The organism is Pseudomonas sp. URIL14HWK12:I6 (assembly GCF_000514195.1).
In the GTDB taxonomy this organism is placed as follows: Bacteria; Pseudomonadota; Gammaproteobacteria; order Pseudomonadales; family Pseudomonadaceae; genus Aquipseudomonas; species Aquipseudomonas putida_A.
Genome location: NZ_AZVL01000002.1, coordinates 428,545 through 446,505, shown reverse-complemented (window position 1 = coordinate 446,505; position 17,961 = coordinate 428,545). Strand labels below are relative to the sequence as shown.

Here is a 17,961-nt window from a genome sequence, read left to right as displayed (position 1 = left end):
CCGGCTATAAACCTTCAAGGTCTGTAGCCGTGGCGTCGCGATTGATCAGAAATGAATGACGGTGCGGATGCTCTTGCCTTCGTGCATCAGGTCGAAGGCCTTGTTGATGTCTTCCAGACCCATGGTGTGGGTAATGAAAGTATCCAGCGGAATCTCGCCGCTCTGCGCCATGTCGACATAGCTTGGCAGCTCGGTACGGCCACGCACGCCGCCGAATGCCGAACCACGCCAGACGCGACCGGTCACCAGCTGGAACGGACGGGTCGAAATTTCCTGACCGGCACCGGCAACACCGATGATCACCGATTCGCCCCAGCCCTTGTGGCAGCATTCCAGCGCCGCGCGCATCAGTTGCACGTTGCCGATGCACTCGAAGGAGAAATCGACGCCGCCGTCGGTCATGTCGACGATCACTTCCTGGATCGGACGATCGAAGTCTTTCGGGTTGACGCAATCGGTGGCGCCCAACTGCTTGGCGATTTCGAACTTGGCCGGGTTGATGTCGATGGCGATGATCCGCGCAGCCTTGGCTTTCACTGCACCGATGACTGCCGACAGACCGATGCCGCCGAGACCGAAGATCGCCACAGTGTCACCCGGCTTGACCTTGGCGGTGTTGATCACCGCACCGATACCGGTGGTTACACCGCAACCGAGCAGGCAGACCTTTTCCAGCGGCGCATCCTTGGCGATTTTCGCCACGGAGATTTCCGGCAGTACGGTGTATTCCGAGAACGTCGAAGTACCCATGTAGTGGAAAATCGTTTGGCCCTTGTAGGAAAAGCGCGAAGTGCCGTCCGGCATCAGGCCTTTGCCCTGAGTAGCGCGAATCGCCTGGCACAGGTTGGTCTTGCCCGACTTGCAGAATTTGCACTGGCCGCATTCCGGGGTGTACAGCGGAATCACGTGGTCACCGACGGCGACCGAGGTGACGCCCTCGCCGATGGCTTCAACGATCGCGCCACCTTCGTGGCCGAGGATCGACGGGAAGATACCTTCCGGATCCGCGCCGGACAGGGTGTAGGCATCGGTGTGGCAAACCCCGGAAGCCACCACGCGCAGCAACACTTCACCGGCCTTGGGCATGGCCACATCGACTTCTACGATTTCCAGCGGCTTCTTGGCCTCGAAGGCAACGGCGGCGCGCGACTTGATCATGCTGACTCTCCAGTGAATCCAATGAATAAAAAACCAGACCGGCAGTGTAGTTCAGCGCCAACTGATTAATAATCCGGACAAATGCAAAATATTATTGCTGTACAGGGATAATCAAATGTCCGAAAACCGCTGGGAAGGTATCGACGAGTTCGTCGCCGTCGCCGAATGCAGCCAATTCACCGCTGCGGCCGAACGCCTTGGGGTTTCCTCCTCACACATCAGTCGACAAATCGTACGGCTGGAGGATCGATTACAGACGCGCCTGCTCTACCGCAGCACCCGTCGTGTGACCCTGACCGAAGCCGGTCAGACCTTTCTGCAGCATTGTCAGCGCCTGCAGGACGGTCGCGAAGAAGCTCTGCGCGCGGTCGGCGACCTGACCAGCGAACCGAAAGGCATGCTGCGCATGACCTGCGCCGTGGCCTATGGCGAGCGGTTTATCGTGCCGCTGGTGACGCGGTTCATGGGGCAATACCCGCAACTGCGCGTTGATATCGAGCTGAGTAACCGCCAACTCGATCTGGTGCATGAGGGGCTGGATCTGGCGATCCGTCTGGGCCGATTGCAGGATTCTCGATTGGTCGCCACCCGCCTGGCGCCGCGTCGGATGTACCTGTGCGCGTCTCCTTCCTACGTGGAACGGTATGGCCGCCCACACAGCTTGTCGGAACTGAGTCGGCACAATTGCCTGATCGGCAGTTCGGATCTGTGGCAACTGGAACAGAACGGCCGGGAATTTTCCCAGCGCGTACAGGGAAACTGGCGCTGCAACAGTGGGCAAGCGGTGCTGGATGCGGCGCTGCAAGGGGTCGGCCTGTGTCAGTTGCCGGACTATTACGTGCTGGAGCATTTGCACAGTGGTGCGCTGATTTCGCTGCTGGAGGCGCATCAGCCGCCGAATACGGCGGTGTGGGCCTTGTATCCACAGCAGCGGCATTTGTCGCCGAAGGTGCGCAAGCTGGTGGATTTCTTGAAGGAAGGATTGGCCGAGCGGCCGGAGTATCGGGGCTGAGTGATGGGTTGCTTGAACGATCGCCTTCGCGAGCAGGCTCGCTCCCACAGGGGATCGGCGGTGCATGCAAATTCGGGGTCAGGCGCAAATCAAATGTGGGAGCGAGCTTGCTCGCGAAGGCAATCTGACAGGCTCCACAGCAATCAACGGCGATTAGCCCAACGCTGACGCAACCACTCCAGGTCTTCCGGCCGGGTGACCTTGAGGTTGTCCGCCCGCCCTTCGATCAGACGCGGCGCCAGACCGGCCCACTCCATCGCCGAGGCTTCATCGGTAATCACCGCATCCGCCACCAGACTGTCGGCCAACGCCCGATGCAAGGCACCGAGACGGAACATCTGCGGCGTATAGGCTTGCCAGATCACGCTGCGATCCACGGTTTCAAGCACACGACCGTGCTTGTCGACCCGCTTCAGGGTATCGCGCGCCGGCACGGCCAGCAGACCGCCGACGGCATCATCCGCCAGTTCAACCAGCAACTTGTCGAGATCGTCGCGACTCAGGTTGGGCCGTGCCGCATCGTGCACCAGCACCCAGTCATCGTCATCGGCACCCTGAGCATGCAAATGCAGCAAAGCGTTCAGCACCGACCCGGAACGCTCCGTGCCACCCTCGACCCGCTGAATCCGCGAGTCGCTGGCGCAAGCCAGGTTTGGCCAATAAGGATCATCAACCGCCAGACTGACCACCAGCCCCTTGAGGCTCGGGTGATCAAGGAAACAGCCGAGGCTGTGTTCGAGAATTGTGCGCCCGCCCAGTTGCAGGTATTGCTTGGGACGGTCTGCGGCCATTCGGGCACCGACGCCCGCGGCAGGAATCACGGCCCAGAAGGCCGGCAGAGAATCGATCATTGCGCGAGCTGGTAAAGGGTTTCACCGTCCTTGACCATGCCCAGCTCATGGCGAGCCCGTTCTTCAACGGTCTCCATGCCTTTCTTCAACTCGCTGACTTCGGCGTCCATCACCCGATTGCGCTCCAGCAGGCCTTCGTTCTCGGCGTGCTGATCAGCAATCTGCTGCTTCAGCTCGGCGACCTGCGCCAGACTGCCATTGCCCACCCACAGGCGGTACTGCAGACCGGCCAGCAGCAAGAGCAAAACGAGAAACAACCAGTAAGGACTGCGCATCGAATATCAGGTATCCAGTGAAAAAAGACAGCCACGCCAAAACTTTGAAACGTCTGATAGCACGAAGCCTGGAAGATCCAGGCTTGTGCATGTAAGGCATCAGATTAGTGGCAAATCCATCGCTGTCACGACTTTTCCGACACAATCCGGTGTCTTTTTACCATCTACTGCTTAACCGCGGAACTCGGAGCGACCGTTGTACTTGGCTTTGCCATTCAACTGCTCTTCGATACGCAGCAGTTGGTTGTACTTGGAAACGCGGTCGGAACGGCACAGCGAACCGGTCTTGATCTGGCCAGCCGAAGTGCCCACGGCCAGGTCGGCGATGGTCGAATCTTCGGTTTCGCCCGAACGGTGCGAGATCACCGCGGTATAACCGGCAGCCTTGGCCATCTGGATGGCTTCCAGGGTTTCGGTCAGGGTGCCGATCTGGTTGAACTTGATCAGGATCGAGTTGGCGATCTTTTTATCGATGCCTTCTTTCAGGATCTTGGTGTTGGTCACGAACAGGTCGTCGCCGACCAGTTGGGTCTTCTCGCCGATCTTGTCGGTGAGGATCTTCCAGCCAGCCCAGTCGGACTCGTCCAGACCGTCTTCGATCGAGATGATCGGATAACGTTCGGTCAGGCCTTTCAGATAATCGGCGAAACCTTCAGCGGTGAACACCTGGCCTTCACCGGACAGGTTGTACTTGCCATCTTCGTAGAATTCGCTGGCCGCGCAGTCCAGCGCCAGGGTCACGTCAGTGCCCAACTTGTAACCGGCGTTGGCCACGGCTTCGGAGATCACTTTCAGCGCGTCTTCGTTGGATGCCAGGTTCGGTGCGAAACCGCCTTCGTCGCCAACAGCGGTGCTCAGGCCACGGGCCTTCAGCACAGCTTTGAGGTGATGGAAAATCTCGGTGCCCATACGCAGACCTTCCGAGAACGTCTTGGCGCCAACCGGCTGCACCATGAATTCCTGGATGTCGACGTTGTTATCGGCGTGCTCGCCACCGTTGATGATGTTCATCATCGGCACCGGCATCGAGTACACACCCGGGGTGCCGTTCAGGTTGGCGATGTGTGCGTACAGTGGCAGATCCTGGTCCTGTGCAGCCGCCTTGGCCGCAGCCAGGGATACGGCAAGGATGGCGTTGGCGCCCAGGGTTGCCTTGTTTTCGGTACCGTCGAGCTTGATCATCGCGTGGTCGAGGGCTTTCTGGTCGCTTGGGTCGGTGCCCAGCAGCAGATCGCGGATCGGACCGTTGATGTTGGCTACCGCCTTGAGCACACCTTTGCCCAGGTAACGGCTCTTGTCGCCATCACGCAGCTCGAGCGCTTCACGCGAGCCAGTGGATGCACCGGAAGGCGCACAGGCGCTGCCGATGATGCCGTTGTCGAGAAGCACGTCCGCTTCCACGGTGGGATTGCCACGGGAGTCGAGAACTTCACGACCTTTGATGTCGACGATTTTTGCCATTGTTGTAAACACTCCAAAGTTGACGAAAACGACGCAGCTAGAGGAAATCTTTTGACCGTCGGCAAGTGGTGTGCAGCGGGCAGCTTGCAGACGACAACGCACATGCCCGAGGGCATGTGCGACAAATCGTGCGGTACTTTACCGGAGAAATGAGCTTTACGCGGTTTCTACCGTCGGAAAACTCTTCACCAGTTCGTCCAAAGCTTTGAGCTGGGCCAGAAATGGCTCCAGTTTGTCCAGACGCAAGGCGCAAGGGCCGTCGCATTTGGCGTTGTCCGGATCCGGATGCGCTTCGAGGAACAGGCCGGCCAGCGACTGGCTCATGCCCGCCTTGGCCAGATCGGTGACCTGTGCACGGCGCCCGCCGGCGGAGTCGGAACGACCGCCAGGCATTTGCAGCGAGTGGGTCACGTCGAAGAATACCGGGTACTCGAACTGCTTCATGATGCCGAAGCCGAGCATGTCGACCACGAGGTTGTTATAGCCGAAGCTCGAACCACGCTCGCAGAGGATCAATTGATCGTTACCCGCTTCCACGCACTTGTTCAGGATGTGTTTCATTTCCTGAGGCGCGAGGAACTGGGCTTTCTTGATGTTGATCACAGCGTTGGTCTTGGCCATCGCGACGACCAGATCGGTCTGGCGCGACAGGAAGGCCGGCAGCTGAATGATGTCGCAGACTTCAGCGACGACCGCGGCCTGATCAGGCTCGTGGACGTCGGTGATGATCGGCACGCCGAAGGCTTGTTTGATGTCCTGGAAGATGCGCATGCCTTCTTCCAGGCCAGGACCACGATATGAAGTCACAGAAGACCGGTTGGCCTTGTCGAAGCTGGCCTTGAACACGTAAGGGATACCGAGTTTCTCGGTGACCTTCACGTACTCTTCGCAAACCTGCATGGCCATGTCACGGCTTTCCAGCACGTTCATGCCGCCGAACAGCACCATGGGTTTGTCGTTGGCGATTTCGATGTCGCCAACGCGGATGATCTTCTGTGCCATCGGGTTACGCCTTCTTCTGGTGTTGAGCCAACGCAGCTTTCACGAAACCGCTGAACAGCGGGTGACCGTCACGTGGCGTCGAGGTGAACTCCGGGTGGAACTGGCAAGCGACGAACCATGGATGATCCGGTGCTTCGACCACTTCAACCAGCGCGGCATCAGCGGAGCGACCGGAGATTTTCAGGCCGGCTTCGATGATTTGTGGCAGCAGATTGTTGTTCACTTCGTAGCGGTGACGGTGACGTTCAACGATCACGTCCTTGCCGTAGCAATCGTGCACCTTGGAGCCGGCTTCGAGCAGGCATTCCTGAGCGCCGAGGCGCATGGTGCCGCCCAGATCGGACGCTTCGGTACGCACTTCAACGGCGCCGGTGGCGTCTTCCCACTCAGTGATCAGACCCACGACCGGATGGCCGCTGACGCGATCGAACTCGGTGGAGTTGGCGTCTTTCCAGCCCAGCACGTTACGGGCGAACTCGATGACCGCCACTTGCATGCCCAGGCAGATGCCCAGGTACGGAACCTTGTTCTCACGAGCGTACTGAACGGCAGTGATCTTGCCTTCCACGCCACGCAGACCGAAGCCGCCCGGAACGAGGATCGCGTCGACACCTTCGAGCAGCGCAGTGCCCTGGTTCTCGATGTCTTCGGAATCGATGTAACGCAGGTTGACCTTGGTACGGTTGGTGATGCCGGCGTGACTCATCGCTTCGATCAGCGACTTGTAGGCGTCCAGCAGTTCCATGTACTTGCCGACCATCGCGATGGTGACTTCGTGCTCTGGATTGAGCTTGGCATCGACGACCTTTTCCCACTCGGACAGGTCGGCGCCATTGCATTGCAGGCCGAAACGCTCGACGACGAAATCGTCCAGACCCTGGGCATGCAGCACGGCCGGGATCTTGTAGATGGTGTCGACGTCCTCCAGGGAGATCACCGCACGCTCTTCAACGTTGGTGAACAGTGCGATCTTGCGACGCGACGACACATCCACCGGATGGTCGGAGCGGCAGATCAGCACGTCTGGCTGCAGGCCGATCGAACGCAGCTCTTTTACCGAGTGCTGGGTTGGCTTGGTTTTGGTCTCGCCAGCGGTGGCGATGTACGGAACCAGCGTCAGGTGCATCAGCATCGCGCGCTTGGAACCGACTTCCACACGCAGTTGACGGATGGCTTCGAGGAACGGTTGCGATTCGATGTCGCCAACGGTACCGCCGATTTCCACCAGGGCCACGTCGGCATCGCCGGCACCCTTGATGATGCGACGCTTGATTTCGTCGGTAATGTGCGGAATCACCTGGATGGTTGCACCCAGGTAGTCACCACGGCGCTCTTTGCGCAGCACGTGCTCGTAGACACGGCCAGTGGTGAAGTTGTTGTTCTGGGTCATGGTCGTGCGGATGAACCGCTCGTAGTGGCCCAGGTCCAGGTCGGTCTCGGCGCCGTCGTGGGTGACGAACACTTCACCGTGCTGGAACGGGCTCATGGTGCCCGGGTCGACGTTGATGTACGGATCCAGCTTAAGCATGGTGACCTTAAGCCCCCGCGCCTCCAGGATGGCCGCCAATGAAGCCGAGGCAATGCCTTTCCCCAATGAAGAAACAACACCGCCCGTGACGAATATGTAGCGCGTCATGAAAAACCCTAGAAGTCTGCGTTAAAGCGGTACGAGCCGCCGGGGAAAGCGAAGGAAGGCCGAAGCCCCCGATCACCTGCATTAATCACAGTGCACCTTTCAAAAAAACCGCCGCGTTGGGACAGACCGGCAGATGAAACACCGGTACGTTGCTCGCTACACATTTTTTGGAATCGCCCAGCAAAGACTGCTTGGTAATCGGCAACTCCTGCAATTCAGGCGAATCCACAGAAGTTGTATCAAGAAGGGAGCGTAGTCTACCGGAATGCCCCTTTCATCTCAAACCTTGATCTTCGTCTGTTGGCTGCCAATGCAATTTCCAGCCGTCCGACTCCTGCCCGTCAAGCCCCGGCAGGTTCGCCACGGCGAGCAATTCTGCGCCGCGAAACAGCAGCGGCAATCTGCCACGGACGAAGCCCGGCACCGCGCGCTCATTGAGCAGGCGCTTGAGATCGCGGTGGCCGCGCCCCGCCAGATGCATCAGCTCGCCGCCCTGCCGATAGCCAATGCGCAGCGGCCCGACGGGAGTCTGCCCGCTGAACATGACACGCCCGTTATTCGCCAAGCGTAGCGTTGTCGACGGGTCAGGCCACTCGACGCTGACCGCTGGCGCGCGCAGCCAGTCGCCGCTCAACCACCATACCCGGCCGGCGCTGCGCTGCAGCTCACCGTCGGCCAGACGCCAGACCGGGGATGCATCGCTGGCAGCACCGCACAGGTCGTTCCAACCCGACCAATGGTCAGTGTCGGGCAGCCGGGTCAGCGGTTCGAGCCAGTGGCTGAGTGCATTGCGCTGACGAGCGGCGGACAGACTCGTCAGCGGCGCCAGCTCCAGCGACGGCAGGCCCAGCCATGAAAACTCGCTCGGCGTGGCGGCTTGCGCGAGATCGAGCTGCGCCAGCTCATCGAGCAGGCCTTGCGCCTCACGCAGGTGCGCCGCGCTGCGGGCCATGCTCGCCTGCGCCTGCGGCCAGCGCGCGGTGAGCAACGGCAGCACCTGATGGCGCAGGTAGTTGCGCGAGAACTGCCGATCCTGGTTTGACGGGTCTTCGATCCAGTTCAACTGATGCGCGCGGGCGTAAGCCTCAAGCTCGGAGCGCGTGATATCGAGCAATGGCCGCAGCAGCGTGCCCTGCCCCAACGGTCGCTGCGCCGGCATCGCCGAAAGTCCGCGCACGCCGGCACCGCGCATCAAGCGAAACAACAGGGTTTCAGCCTGATCATCACGGTGCTGCCCGGTCAGCAGCACCTCATCCGCCTCGGTCAGCGAGGTGAACGCCGCATACCGCGCCTCCCGCGCCGCCCGCTCCAGACTGGCGCCGGGTTGTACTGACACCCGAATCACTTGCAAAGAAACGCCCAGCGCATCGCAGACCGACTGACAATGTTCCGGCCACGAATCGGCCGCAGCCTGGAGGCCATGGTGGATATGGATGGCGCTGAGCGCCGGCAGGGAATGGTGTTTTGCGAGATGCGCAAGCAGATGCAGCAGGACGGTGGAATCGAGGCCACCGGAGAAAGCCACGCGCCAGGTCCTGGCATTGCGCCAGGCTGCAAGGTTCAGCAGAAGCCGGGACGGCAGATCACTCACGGACTGACCCCTATCTAACTGTTTGCCCAAATCAAATGTGGGAGCGGGCTTGCTCGCGAAGGCGTTTCAACAATCAACACATCTGTCGACTGTTATACCGCTTTCGCGAGCAAGCCCGCTCCCACATTGGGTATTGCGAGATCTGTCAGAGACCGTAACTCATCAGACGATCGTAACGACGCTTGAGCAGCACTTCGTTGTCGAACTTTTTCAGCATCGCCAGTTGCGAGCTCAGCTCGGCACGGATCGACGCAGCGGCAGCGGCCGGATCACGGTGAGCGCCGCCCAGTGGTTCACCGATCACCTTGTCAACGATACCCAGACCTTTCAGGCGCTCGGCGGTGATGCCCATGGCTTCAGCGGCATCCGGCGCTTTTTCGGCGGTTTTCCACAGAATCGAAGCGCAACCTTCCGGCGAGATCACCGCGTAGGTCGAATATTGCAGCATGTTCAGTTGATCGCAGACGCCGATGGCCAGTGCACCGCCGGAACCACCTTCACCGATAACGGTGGCGATGATCGGGGTCTTCAGACGCGACATTACGCGCAGGTTCCAGGCAATCGCTTCGCTCTGGTTACGCTCCTCAGCGTCAATGCCCGGGTAAGCACCCGGGGTGTCGATGAAGGTCAGGATCGGCATCTTGAAGCGCTCGGCCATCTCCATCAGACGGCAGGCCTTGCGGTAGCCTTCCGGACGCGGCATGCCGAAGTTGCGGCGTACCTTCTCACGCACTTCACGGCCCTTCTGGTGGCCGATGATCATCACCGGCTGGTCTTCCAGACGTGCCACGCCGCCCACAATGGCCGCGTCGTCAGAGAAGTGACGGTCACCGTGCAGTTCGTCGAACTCGGTGAAGATGTGCTCGATGTAGTCGAGGGTGTACGGGCGTTTCGGGTGACGCGCCAGGCGTGCGATCTGCCAGCTGGTCAGCTTGCCGAAGATGTCTTCGGTCAGCGTGCGGCTCTTGTCCTGCAGGCGGGAGATCTCATCGCCGATATTCAGCGAATTGTCATTACCGACCAAGCGCAACTCTTCGATCTTGGCTTGCAGGTCGGCGATCGGCTGTTCGAAATCTAGAAAATTCGGGTTCATAGGCGTCCGTCTTGGGTCGTGTCCCAAATGAGCTTGGGCCGGCCGGTTGTCTATTCGCGCCCTACCTTAAGGGAGAGGCGCGCTGAGGTCGAGATTAAAAATTCAGGTTGTGGGCAAGCGCAATGATGGCACTTGCCGGTCAACGGTATTGGAGGAAGACGTTGTCTCGCCCGAACTGGTCACGCAGGGCTTGAATCAACGCATCCGCCGGGTCGATTCGCCAGGTCTCGCCAAACTGCAGCAAGGTCTTCGCAACGGGGCTGGTGTACTCCATGGTGATCGGGCACGCCCCGCGGTGACGCTTGAGCAGCTCACCCAACCAGCGTAGCTGATCGCCTTTCAAGTCCTGAGTGTGCAGCTTCAGGCGCAGGCTTTCGGCCAGATTGGTCCGCGCATCTTCCATGCTCATCACCCGCTTGACCCGCAGGCGCAGGCCGCCGGAGAAATCATCGTTGCTGACTTCGCCCTCAACCACCACCATCGCGTCGGTCTGCAACAGCGACTGCGCGGAGTGGAACGCATCGGCGAACAGCGAAGCTTCGATCCGCCCCGAGCGGTCGTCGAGGGTGATGAAGCCCATCTTGTCGCCCTTCTTGTTCTTCATCACCCGCAGCGCAATGATCATCCCGGCCACGGTTTGCGTGTCGCGGGCCGGTTTCAGGTCGATGATGCGCTGCCGGGCGAAACGGCGAATCTCGCCTTCGTACTCGTCGATCGGGTGACCGGTCAGGTACAGGCCCAGAGTGTCTTTCTCACCCTTGAGCCGCTCCTTGAGGGTCAGCTCCTTGGCCTTGCGGTGCGTCGCGTAGACGTCCGCGTCTTCCTCGACAAACAGCCCGCCGAACAGGTCGGCATGGCCGCTGTCGCGGGTGCGTGCGGTCTGCTCGGCCGACTTGATCGCCTCTTCCATCGCCGCCAACAGCACGGCGCGGTTGCGGTCGATATTGGCCTGATAAGCCTTTTGTTCATCGTGGAAGTACGGCCCGAGGCGATCCAGCGCGCCGCTGCGGATCAAACCGTCCAGCGTGCGCTTGTTGATGCGCTTGAGGTCGACCCTGGCGCAGAAGTCGAACAGATCCTTGAACGGACCGGCCTGACGAGCCTCGGTAATCGCTTCCACCGGACCTTCACCGACACCTTTGATCGCGCCCAGGCCGTACACGATGCGGCCTTCGTCGTTCACCGTGAACTTGAACTCCGAAGTGTTCACGTCCGGCGCGTCGAGGCGCAGCTTCATCGTGCGCACTTCCTCGATCAAGGTCACGACCTTGTCGGTGTTGTGCATATCCGCCGAAAGCACCGCTGCCATGAATGGCGCCGGGTAGTGGGCTTTCAGCCAGGCAGTCTGGTACGACACCAGGCCGTAAGCAGCGGAGTGGGACTTGTTGAAGCCGTAACCGGCGAATTTTTCCACCAGGTCGAAAATGTTACCGGCAAGATCCGCGTCGATATTGTTCGACGCACAACCCTCAATGAAGCCGCCGCGCTGCTTGGCCATTTCCTCGGGTTTTTTCTTACCCATCGCCCGACGCAGCATGTCCGCACCACCGAGGGTGTAACCGGCCATGACCTGGGCGATCTGCATCACCTGTTCCTGATACAGAATGATGCCATAAGTCGGCGCCAGTACCGGCTGCAGGCCTTCATACTGGTAATCCGGATGCGGATAAGCCAATTCGGCGCGACCGTGCTTACGGTTGATGAAGTCATCCACCATGCCCGATTGCAGCGGGCCCGGACGGAACAGGGCCACCAGTGCGATCAAGTCTTCGAGACAGTCAGGCTTGAGCTTTTTGATCAGCTCTTTCATGCCCCGGGATTCGAGCTGGAATACCGCAGTGGTTTCAGCTTTTTGCAGCAACTGATAAGTCGGTTTGTCATCCAGCGGGATAAACGCGATATCCAGCGGCGGCTCGTTGACCTTGGCGCGGTCACGGTTGATGGTTTTCAGCGCCCAGTCGATGATCGTCAGGGTCCGCAGGCCGAGGAAGTCGAACTTCACCAGACCGGCCGCCTCGACGTCGTCCTTGTCGAACTGGGTCACCAGACCATCGCCAGCCTCGTCGCAATAGATCGGCGAGAAGTCGGTCAGCTTGGTCGGGGCGATTACCACACCACCGGCGTGCTTGCCGACGTTACGCACCACGCCCTCAAGCTTGCGCGCCATCTCCCAGATTTCCGCCGCTTCCTCATCGACCTTGATGAAATCGCGCAGGATCTCCTCCTGCTCGTAGGCTTTTTCCAGGGTCATGCCGACTTCGAACGGAATCATCTTCGACAGACGATCCGCCAGGCCGAATGACTTGCCCTGGGCCCGCGCCACGTCGCGCACCACAGCCTTGGCGGCCATGGAACCGAAGGTGATGATCTGGCTTACCGCGTTGCGACCGTATTTCTCGGCCACGTAGTCGATCACCCGGTCACGACCGTCCATGCAGAAGTCGACGTCGAAGTCGGGCATCGAGACCCGTTCCGGGTTAAGGAAACGTTCGAACAGCAGGTCGTATTCCAGCGGATCGAGGTCAGTGATCTTCTGCACATAGGCCACCAGCGAGCCGGCACCCGACCCACGGCCCGGGCCCACCGGCACACCGTTGTTCTTGGCCCACTGGATAAAGTCCATCACGATCAGGAAATAACCGGGGAAGCCCATCTGGATGATGATATCCAGCTCGAAATTCAGCCGGTCGACATAGACCTGACGCTTGGCCTCGTAGTCTTCGGTGGTGTCCTTGGGCAGTAGTACGCTGAGGCGGTCTTCCAGACCGTCGAACGACACCTTGCGGAAATATTCGTCGATGGTCATGCCATCGGGAATCGGGTAGTCGGGCAGGAAGTGCTTGCCCAGCTTCACGTCGATATTGCAGCGCTTGGCGATCTCGACGGTGTTTTCGATCGCGTCGGGAATGTCGCTGAACAGCTCGGCCATTTCCTCGGCGCTTTTGAGGTATTGCTGGTCGCTGTAATTCTTCGAACGCCGCGGATCGTCGAGGGCACGGCCCTCACCGATGCACACGCGGGTTTCGTGAGCGGCGAAGTCTTCCTGCTTGATGAAACGCACATCGTTGGTCGCCACCAGCGGCGCGCCGAGCTTGTCGGCCAGGGCCACGGCACCGTGCAGTTGCTCTTCGTCGTTGGGACGATTGGTGCGCTGGATCTCCAGATAGAAACGATCCGGGAACACCGCCATCCATTCGCGCGCCAGCGTTTCGGCTTCGTCCGCGTTGCCACTGATCATGGCCATGCCGATCTCGCCTTCTTTGGCGGCGGACAGCATGATCAGGCCTTCGTTGGCCTCGGCGACCCATTCACGCTCGATGATGATCATGCCGTTGCGCTGGCCATCGATGAAGCCGCGCGAGATCAGCTCGGTGAGATTGCGATAACCCTTGGCGTTCATCACCAACAGGCTGATCCGGCTCAATGGCCCGTCCGGATCCTTGTTCGACAGCCACAGGTCGGCACCGCAGATCGGCTTGATGCCGGCGCCCATGGCGTTTTTATAGAATTTGACCAGGGAACACATGTTGTTCTGATCGGTGACCGCCACGGCCGGCATGTTCATGCCGGTCAGCGCCTTGACCAGTGGCTTGATCCGCACCAGCCCGTCGACCAGGGAGTATTCAGTGTGCAGGCGTAGATGAACGAATGAAGCCGGCATAGTGATCCTGTCCAGTTACATAGAGACAACAAGGCCCGGATTGTACCGGGCCTCGAACAAAACATCAGCCTTGCGCCTAAACCTGCGTCAGGCCTTCGAGCGCCTCGTAAGCCTGACGCACCGGGGCGAAGGAGCGCCGGTGAATCGGGGTCGGGCCAAGGCGCACCAACGCTTCCAGATGAACGGGCGTCGGGTAGCCTTTATGACCGCCGATGCCGTACCCCGGGTAGATCAATTCGAATGCAGCCATTTCACGGTCGCGGCTGACTTTGGCCAGAATCGACGCGGCAGCGATGGCCGGTACCTTGCCGTCACCCTGCACCACCGCTTCGGCGCGCATCGGCAGTTTCGGGCAGCGGTTGCCGTCGATCATCGCCAGTTTCGGCTGAATATGCAGCCCGGCCACTGCGCGTTGCATGGCGAGCATGGTCGCGTGGAGGATGTTCAGCTCGTCGATTTCCTCGACTTCGGCGCGTGCAATGCACCAGCTCAGGGATTTCTCGATGATCTCGTCGTAGAGCTTCTCCCGCTTGGCTTCAGTGAGTTTCTTCGAGTCGTTGAGGCCGAGGATCGGCCGGTTCGGATCGAGGATCACCGCCGCCGTCACCACTGCGCCGCACAACGGGCCACGACCGACTTCGTCGACACCGGCCACCAGTTCTTCGACTTCGGCGACCAGGGTGAAATCCAGGCCCATCTGCATCGTCTTGCTCATTGTTTCTGACCGATCAGGTTGAGGACGGCATCCGCCGCCTGATTGGAAGCATCCAGCCGCAGGGTGCGGTGGATCTCGTCGAAGCCTCGGGTCTGCTCTTCGCCGCCTTCGATCAATGGCAACAGTGTCTGGGCCAGGGCCTCGACTGTCGCATCATCCTGCAACAATTCCGGCACCAACAGACGCTGGGCCAGCAGGTTCGGCAGCGACACGTACGGGCTCTTGACCATGCGCTTGAGAATCCAGAAGGTCAGCGGTGCCAGGCGATACGCGACGACCATTGGCCGCTTGTACAGCAACGCTTCCAGCGTCGCCGTGCCGGAGGCGATCAGCACCGCGTTACACGCCGCCAAGGCCAGATGCGACTTGCCGTCGAGCAGGGTGACCGGCAAGTCGCGACCAACCAGCAGCTCTTCGAGCTGAGCGCGACGCTCGGCATTGGCGCACGGGATGACGAAGCGAAGCCCGGGGCGCATGGCCCGCAGACGTTCGGCAGTATCCAGGAACAGCGCACCGAGACGGCCGACTTCGCCACCGCGACTGCCGGGCATCAATGCCACCAGCGGCCCGTCGGGCAAGCCGAGTTCGGCACGCGCTGCGGCGCGATCGGCCTGCAGCGGAATGGTATCGGCCAGCGTATGACCGACGAACCGCACCGGCACGCCCTTCTCTTCGTAGAATTTTGCTTCAAACGGCAACAGGGTGAGCATCAGATCGCAGCCTTCGCGAATCTTCAGCACACGCTTCTGGCGCCACGCCCACACCGAAGGGCTGACGTAATGCACGGTCTTGATCCCGGCCTGACGCAGCTTGAGTTCGATGTTGAGGTTGAAATCGGGAGCGTCGATGCCGATGAACACATCCGGTTTCTCGGCGATCAGCGTGGCGATCAGGTCCTTGCGGCGCTTGAGCAACTCGCGCAGCCGCCCAAGGACTTCCACCAGCCCCATGACCGACAGACGTTCCATGGGGAAATAAGACGTCAGGCCCTCGGCCTGCATCAACGGACCGCCGACACCGATGAACTCGACTGCCGGATGTTGAGCCTTGAGGGCGCGCATGAGGCCGGCGCCCAGAATGTCGCCGGAAGCTTCGCCCGCCACCAGCGCAATACGCAGACTGGCCATGATCAGCGGGTGATGCCGCGAGTCGACGACTGGATCGAGTCACGAAACAGCGCAACTTCCGGGAACTGCGCAGCAGATTCGGCCAATTCGGCCAACGCTTGCTCCACGGTCAGGCCCTGGCGATACACGGTCTTATAAGCGCGGCGCAGCGCGTGAATCGCGTCTTCGCTGAAACCACGACGGCGCATGCCTTCGAAGTTCATGCTGCGCGCTTCGGCCGGGTTGCCGAACACGGTCACGAACGCCGGAACGTCCTTGCCGATGGCGGTGCCCATGCCGGAAAAACTGTGGGCGCCGATGTGGCAGTACTGATGCACCAGGGTGAAACCGGAAAGGATCGCCCAATCGTCAACGTGCACATGCCCGGCCAACGCGGTGTTGTTGACCAGGATGCAGTGGTTGCCGATGACGCTGTCATGCCCGATGTGGGCATAGGCCATGATCAGGTTGTGATCGCCCAGCGTGGTTTCCGAACGGTCCTGCACGGTGCCACGGTGAATCGTCACGCCTTCGCGAATGACGTTGTGGTCACCGATCACCAGACGGGTTTCTTCGCCTTTGTACTTCAGATCCGGCGTGTCTTCGCCTACCGAGGAAAACTGGTAGATGCGGTTGTGCTTGCCGATGCGGGTCGGGCCTTTGAGGACCACATGCGGTCCGATCACAGTACCCTCGCCGATTTCCACACCTGCGCCGACGATCGACCACGGGCCGACCTCGACGCCGTCAGCCAGAACGGCCGACGGATCGATGATTGCGCGAGGGTCAATCAAACTCATAGCTTGCGTTCCGCACAGATAATTTCAGCCGAGCAGACTGGCTTGCCGTCGACCGAAGCCTGGCATTCGAATTTCCAGATCTGGCGCTTGCAGCTGATGAACTTGGCTTCCAGGATCAACTGGTCACCCGGCAGCACTGGCTGACGGAAACGCAGCTTGTCGGAACCGACGAAGTAGTAAAGGGTGCCATCGGCCGGCTTCACGTCGAGCATTTTGAAACCGAGGATCCCGGCAGCCTGGGCCATCGCTTCGATGATTAGTACGCCCGGCATGATCGGGTGCGCTGGAAAGTGGCCGTTGAAGAATGGCTCATTGATGCTGACATTCTTGTAGGCGCGAATGCGCTTGCCTTCAGTGTCCAGTTCCACCACCCGGTCCACCAGCAGGAACGGGTAACGGTGAGGCAGGTATTCGCGAATCTCGTTGATGTCCATCATTTCGGGGGGAAGCCTATGTAAAGATTGGGAGCGCGACTGACGCGCACTCCTCTAGCAAATCAAGGAGGCAGTCTAGAGGCTGTGCACACTTGATATGGAAATGGTATCAGCCATCAGATGAAGCATTGCTGCCGGGGGTCACTTCTCCGACGCGCTTTTCCAGCTGCTTCAAACGTCGCGCGAGGTCATCGAGCTGACGGATGCGGGCCGCGCTTTTGCGCCATTCGGCCGCCGGTTGCATGGCTGTGCCGGAAGAATAGGCGCCTGGCTCGGTAATCGAGTGGGTCACCATGGTCATCCCGGTCAGGAAAACGTTGTCGCAAATATCGATGTGCCCCACCAGGCCGACACCACCGGCGAGCATGCAGTGCTTGCCGATTTTGGTGCTGCCGGAGATACCGACACAGGCCGCCATGGCGGTGTGATCACCGACCTGGACGTTGTGCGCGATCTGGATCTGGTTGTCGAGTTTCACGCCGTTGCCGATCACGGTATCCGCCAGCGCGCCACGGTCGATGGCAGTGTTCACGCCGATCTCGACATCGTCGCCGATGGTCACGCCGCCGATCTGGGCGATCTTTTGCCAGATACCTTTCTCGTTGGCAAAACCGAAGCCTTCACCACCGAGAACGGCACCGGACTGGATCACTACACGCTTGCCGATGCGCACGTCGTGGTACAGCGTCACCCGAGGAGCGAGCCAGCCGCCCTCGCCGATTTCACTGCGGGCACCGATGACGCAATGGGCGCCCAGGGTGACCTGCGCACCGATGCGCGCACCGGCCTCGATCACCACAAACGGACCGATGCTGGCGCTTGGATCAACCACCGCATCCGGTGCAATCACCGCCGTGGGATGAACACCCGCAGTGGCTTTCGGTTTGGGATCGAACAGATGGGAGATACGGGCGTAAGCCAGATAAGGATCCGGCACCACCAGCGCGTTACCGGCAAAACCTTCGGCGTCGGCTTCCTTGAGCAACAGCGCAGCCGCCTGGGAACTTGCCAGGTATTTGCGATATTGAGGATTTGCCAGAAAGCTCAACTGAGCTGGGCCAGCCTCCTGCAAGGTGGCTAGCCCAGTAATTTGCTTCTCGGGGTCGCCACGCAGGGTGGCGCCGAGGAACTCGGCCAACTGGCCGAGCTTGATAGTCACGGTCATG

Annotated in this window: 15 protein-coding genes; 1 reads left to right on the top strand and 14 read right to left on the bottom strand. The window is 60.2% G+C overall.

All coding sequences use genetic code 11. The features are described from left to right. Positions 1-45: 45 nt before the first annotated feature. A complete protein-coding gene (locus tag H043_RS0105690) occupies positions 46-1,158 on the bottom strand; it encodes an S-(hydroxymethyl)glutathione dehydrogenase/class III alcohol dehydrogenase (protein ID WP_027611042.1) in 1,113 nt (370 codons plus the stop codon). Positions 1,159-1,273: 115 nt separating this feature from the next. Here H043_RS0105690 and H043_RS0105685 point away from each other — a divergent pair, with 115 nt between their 5' ends. Beyond that, positions 1,274-2,170: a LysR substrate-binding domain-containing protein gene (locus tag H043_RS0105685; RefSeq protein WP_007964295.1), complete on the top strand. Its 897-nt coding sequence runs from the start codon at positions 1,274-1,276 to the stop codon at positions 2,168-2,170. Between the two features lie 143 nt (positions 2,171-2,313). Here H043_RS0105685 and ispD read toward each other — a convergent pair whose 3' ends face one another. The 13 genes from ispD to lpxD all read right to left on the bottom strand — a co-directional run bounded on the left by ispD (position 2,314) and on the right by lpxD (position 17,960). Beyond that, positions 2,314-3,021 (bottom strand): 2-C-methyl-D-erythritol 4-phosphate cytidylyltransferase, encoded by a 708-nt coding sequence (gene ispD, locus H043_RS0105680; RefSeq protein WP_027611041.1) that lies wholly within the window; start codon positions 3,019-3,021, stop codon positions 2,314-2,316. Beyond that, complete coding sequence (gene ftsB, locus H043_RS0105675; protein ID WP_007964293.1) at positions 3,018-3,296, bottom strand: cell division protein FtsB; 279 nt, start codon at positions 3,294-3,296, stop codon at positions 3,018-3,020. Before ftsB ends, ispD begins: the two co-directional genes overlap by 4 nt. Positions 3,297-3,467: 171 nt before the next feature. Next, the gene (gene eno / locus H043_RS0105670; RefSeq protein ID WP_003222156.1) at positions 3,468-4,757 is read right to left on the bottom strand and encodes a phosphopyruvate hydratase; all 1,290 of its coding nucleotides are present in this window, start codon (positions 4,755-4,757) and stop codon (positions 3,468-3,470) included. A gap of 156 nt (positions 4,758-4,913) precedes the next feature. Continuing rightward, a complete protein-coding gene (kdsA, locus tag H043_RS0105665; protein WP_007954807.1) occupies positions 4,914-5,759 on the bottom strand; it encodes a 3-deoxy-8-phosphooctulonate synthase in 846 nt (281 codons plus the stop codon). A 4-nt stretch (positions 5,760-5,763) separates the two neighbouring features. After that, positions 5,764-7,395: a CTP synthase gene (locus tag H043_RS0105660; RefSeq protein ID WP_027611040.1), complete on the bottom strand. Its 1,632-nt coding sequence runs from the start codon at positions 7,393-7,395 to the stop codon at positions 5,764-5,766. Between the two features lie 274 nt (positions 7,396-7,669). After that, positions 7,670-8,986 (bottom strand): tRNA lysidine(34) synthetase TilS, encoded by a 1,317-nt coding sequence (tilS, locus tag H043_RS0105650; RefSeq protein ID WP_027611039.1) that lies wholly within the window; start codon positions 8,984-8,986, stop codon positions 7,670-7,672. Positions 8,987-9,131: 145 nt separating this feature from the next. Then, on the bottom strand, positions 9,132-10,079 hold the full coding sequence (locus H043_RS0105645; RefSeq protein ID WP_027611038.1) for an acetyl-CoA carboxylase carboxyltransferase subunit alpha: 948 nt from the start codon (positions 10,077-10,079) through the stop codon (positions 9,132-9,134). A 139-nt stretch (positions 10,080-10,218) separates the two neighbouring features. Next, positions 10,219-13,740 (bottom strand): DNA polymerase III subunit alpha, encoded by a 3,522-nt coding sequence (dnaE, locus tag H043_RS0105640; RefSeq protein ID WP_027611037.1) that lies wholly within the window; start codon positions 13,738-13,740, stop codon positions 10,219-10,221. 76 nt (positions 13,741-13,816) lie between these two features. Further along, positions 13,817-14,443 (bottom strand): ribonuclease HII, encoded by a 627-nt coding sequence (gene rnhB, locus H043_RS0105635; RefSeq protein ID WP_027611036.1) that lies wholly within the window; start codon positions 14,441-14,443, stop codon positions 13,817-13,819. 8 nt (positions 14,444-14,451) lie between these two features. Then, entirely contained in the window at positions 14,452-15,585 is a 1,134-nt protein-coding gene (gene lpxB / locus H043_RS0105630) for a lipid-A-disaccharide synthase (RefSeq protein WP_177325608.1), read from the bottom strand. Next, the gene (gene lpxA, locus H043_RS0105625) at positions 15,585-16,361 is read right to left on the bottom strand and encodes an acyl-ACP--UDP-N-acetylglucosamine O-acyltransferase (protein WP_027611034.1); all 777 of its coding nucleotides are present in this window, start codon (positions 16,359-16,361) and stop codon (positions 15,585-15,587) included. The genes lpxB and lpxA overlap by 1 nt, the downstream gene beginning before the upstream one ends. After that, the gene (gene fabZ / locus H043_RS0105620; protein ID WP_003222142.1) at positions 16,358-16,798 is read right to left on the bottom strand and encodes a 3-hydroxyacyl-ACP dehydratase FabZ; all 441 of its coding nucleotides are present in this window, start codon (positions 16,796-16,798) and stop codon (positions 16,358-16,360) included. The genes lpxA and fabZ overlap by 4 nt, the downstream gene beginning before the upstream one ends. Positions 16,799-16,904: 106 nt before the next feature. Then, a complete protein-coding gene (gene lpxD, locus H043_RS0105615) occupies positions 16,905-17,960 on the bottom strand; it encodes a UDP-3-O-(3-hydroxymyristoyl)glucosamine N-acyltransferase (RefSeq protein ID WP_027611033.1) in 1,056 nt (351 codons plus the stop codon). Position 17,961: the final 1 nt, after the last annotated feature.

Bases quoted from the DNA above. Each gene is read 5' to 3' on its own strand.
- H043_RS0105690 (WP_027611042.1), bottom strand. From the start codon at position 1,158: ATGATCAAGTCGCGCGCCGCCGTTGCCTTCGAGGCCAAGAAGCCGCTG.
- H043_RS0105685 (WP_007964295.1), top strand. From the start codon at position 1,274: ATGTCCGAAAACCGCTGGGAAGGTATCGACGAGTTCGTCGCCGTCGCC.
- ispD (WP_027611041.1), bottom strand. From the start codon at position 3,021: ATGATCGATTCTCTGCCGGCCTTCTGGGCCGTGATTCCTGCCGCGGGC.
- ftsB (WP_007964293.1), bottom strand. From the start codon at position 3,296: ATGCGCAGTCCTTACTGGTTGTTTCTCGTTTTGCTCTTGCTGCTGGCC.
- eno (WP_003222156.1), bottom strand. From the start codon at position 4,757: ATGGCAAAAATCGTCGACATCAAAGGTCGTGAAGTTCTCGACTCCCGT.
- kdsA (WP_007954807.1), bottom strand. From the start codon at position 5,759: ATGGCACAGAAGATCATCCGCGTTGGCGACATCGAAATCGCCAACGAC.
- H043_RS0105660 (WP_027611040.1), bottom strand. From the start codon at position 7,395: ATGACGCGCTACATATTCGTCACGGGCGGTGTTGTTTCTTCATTGGGG.
- H043_RS0105645 (WP_027611038.1), bottom strand. From the start codon at position 10,079: ATGAACCCGAATTTTCTAGATTTCGAACAGCCGATCGCCGACCTGCAA.
- dnaE (WP_027611037.1), bottom strand. From the start codon at position 13,740: ATGCCGGCTTCATTCGTTCATCTACGCCTGCACACTGAATACTCCCTG.
- rnhB (WP_027611036.1), bottom strand. From the start codon at position 14,443: ATGCAGATGGGCCTGGATTTCACCCTGGTCGCCGAAGTCGAAGAACTG.
- lpxA (WP_027611034.1), bottom strand. From the start codon at position 16,361: ATGAGTTTGATTGACCCTCGCGCAATCATCGATCCGTCGGCCGTTCTG.
- fabZ (WP_003222142.1), bottom strand. From the start codon at position 16,798: ATGATGGACATCAACGAGATTCGCGAATACCTGCCTCACCGTTACCCG.
- lpxD (WP_027611033.1), bottom strand. From the start codon at position 17,960: ATGACCGTGACTATCAAGCTCGGCCAGTTGGCCGAGTTCCTCGGCGCC.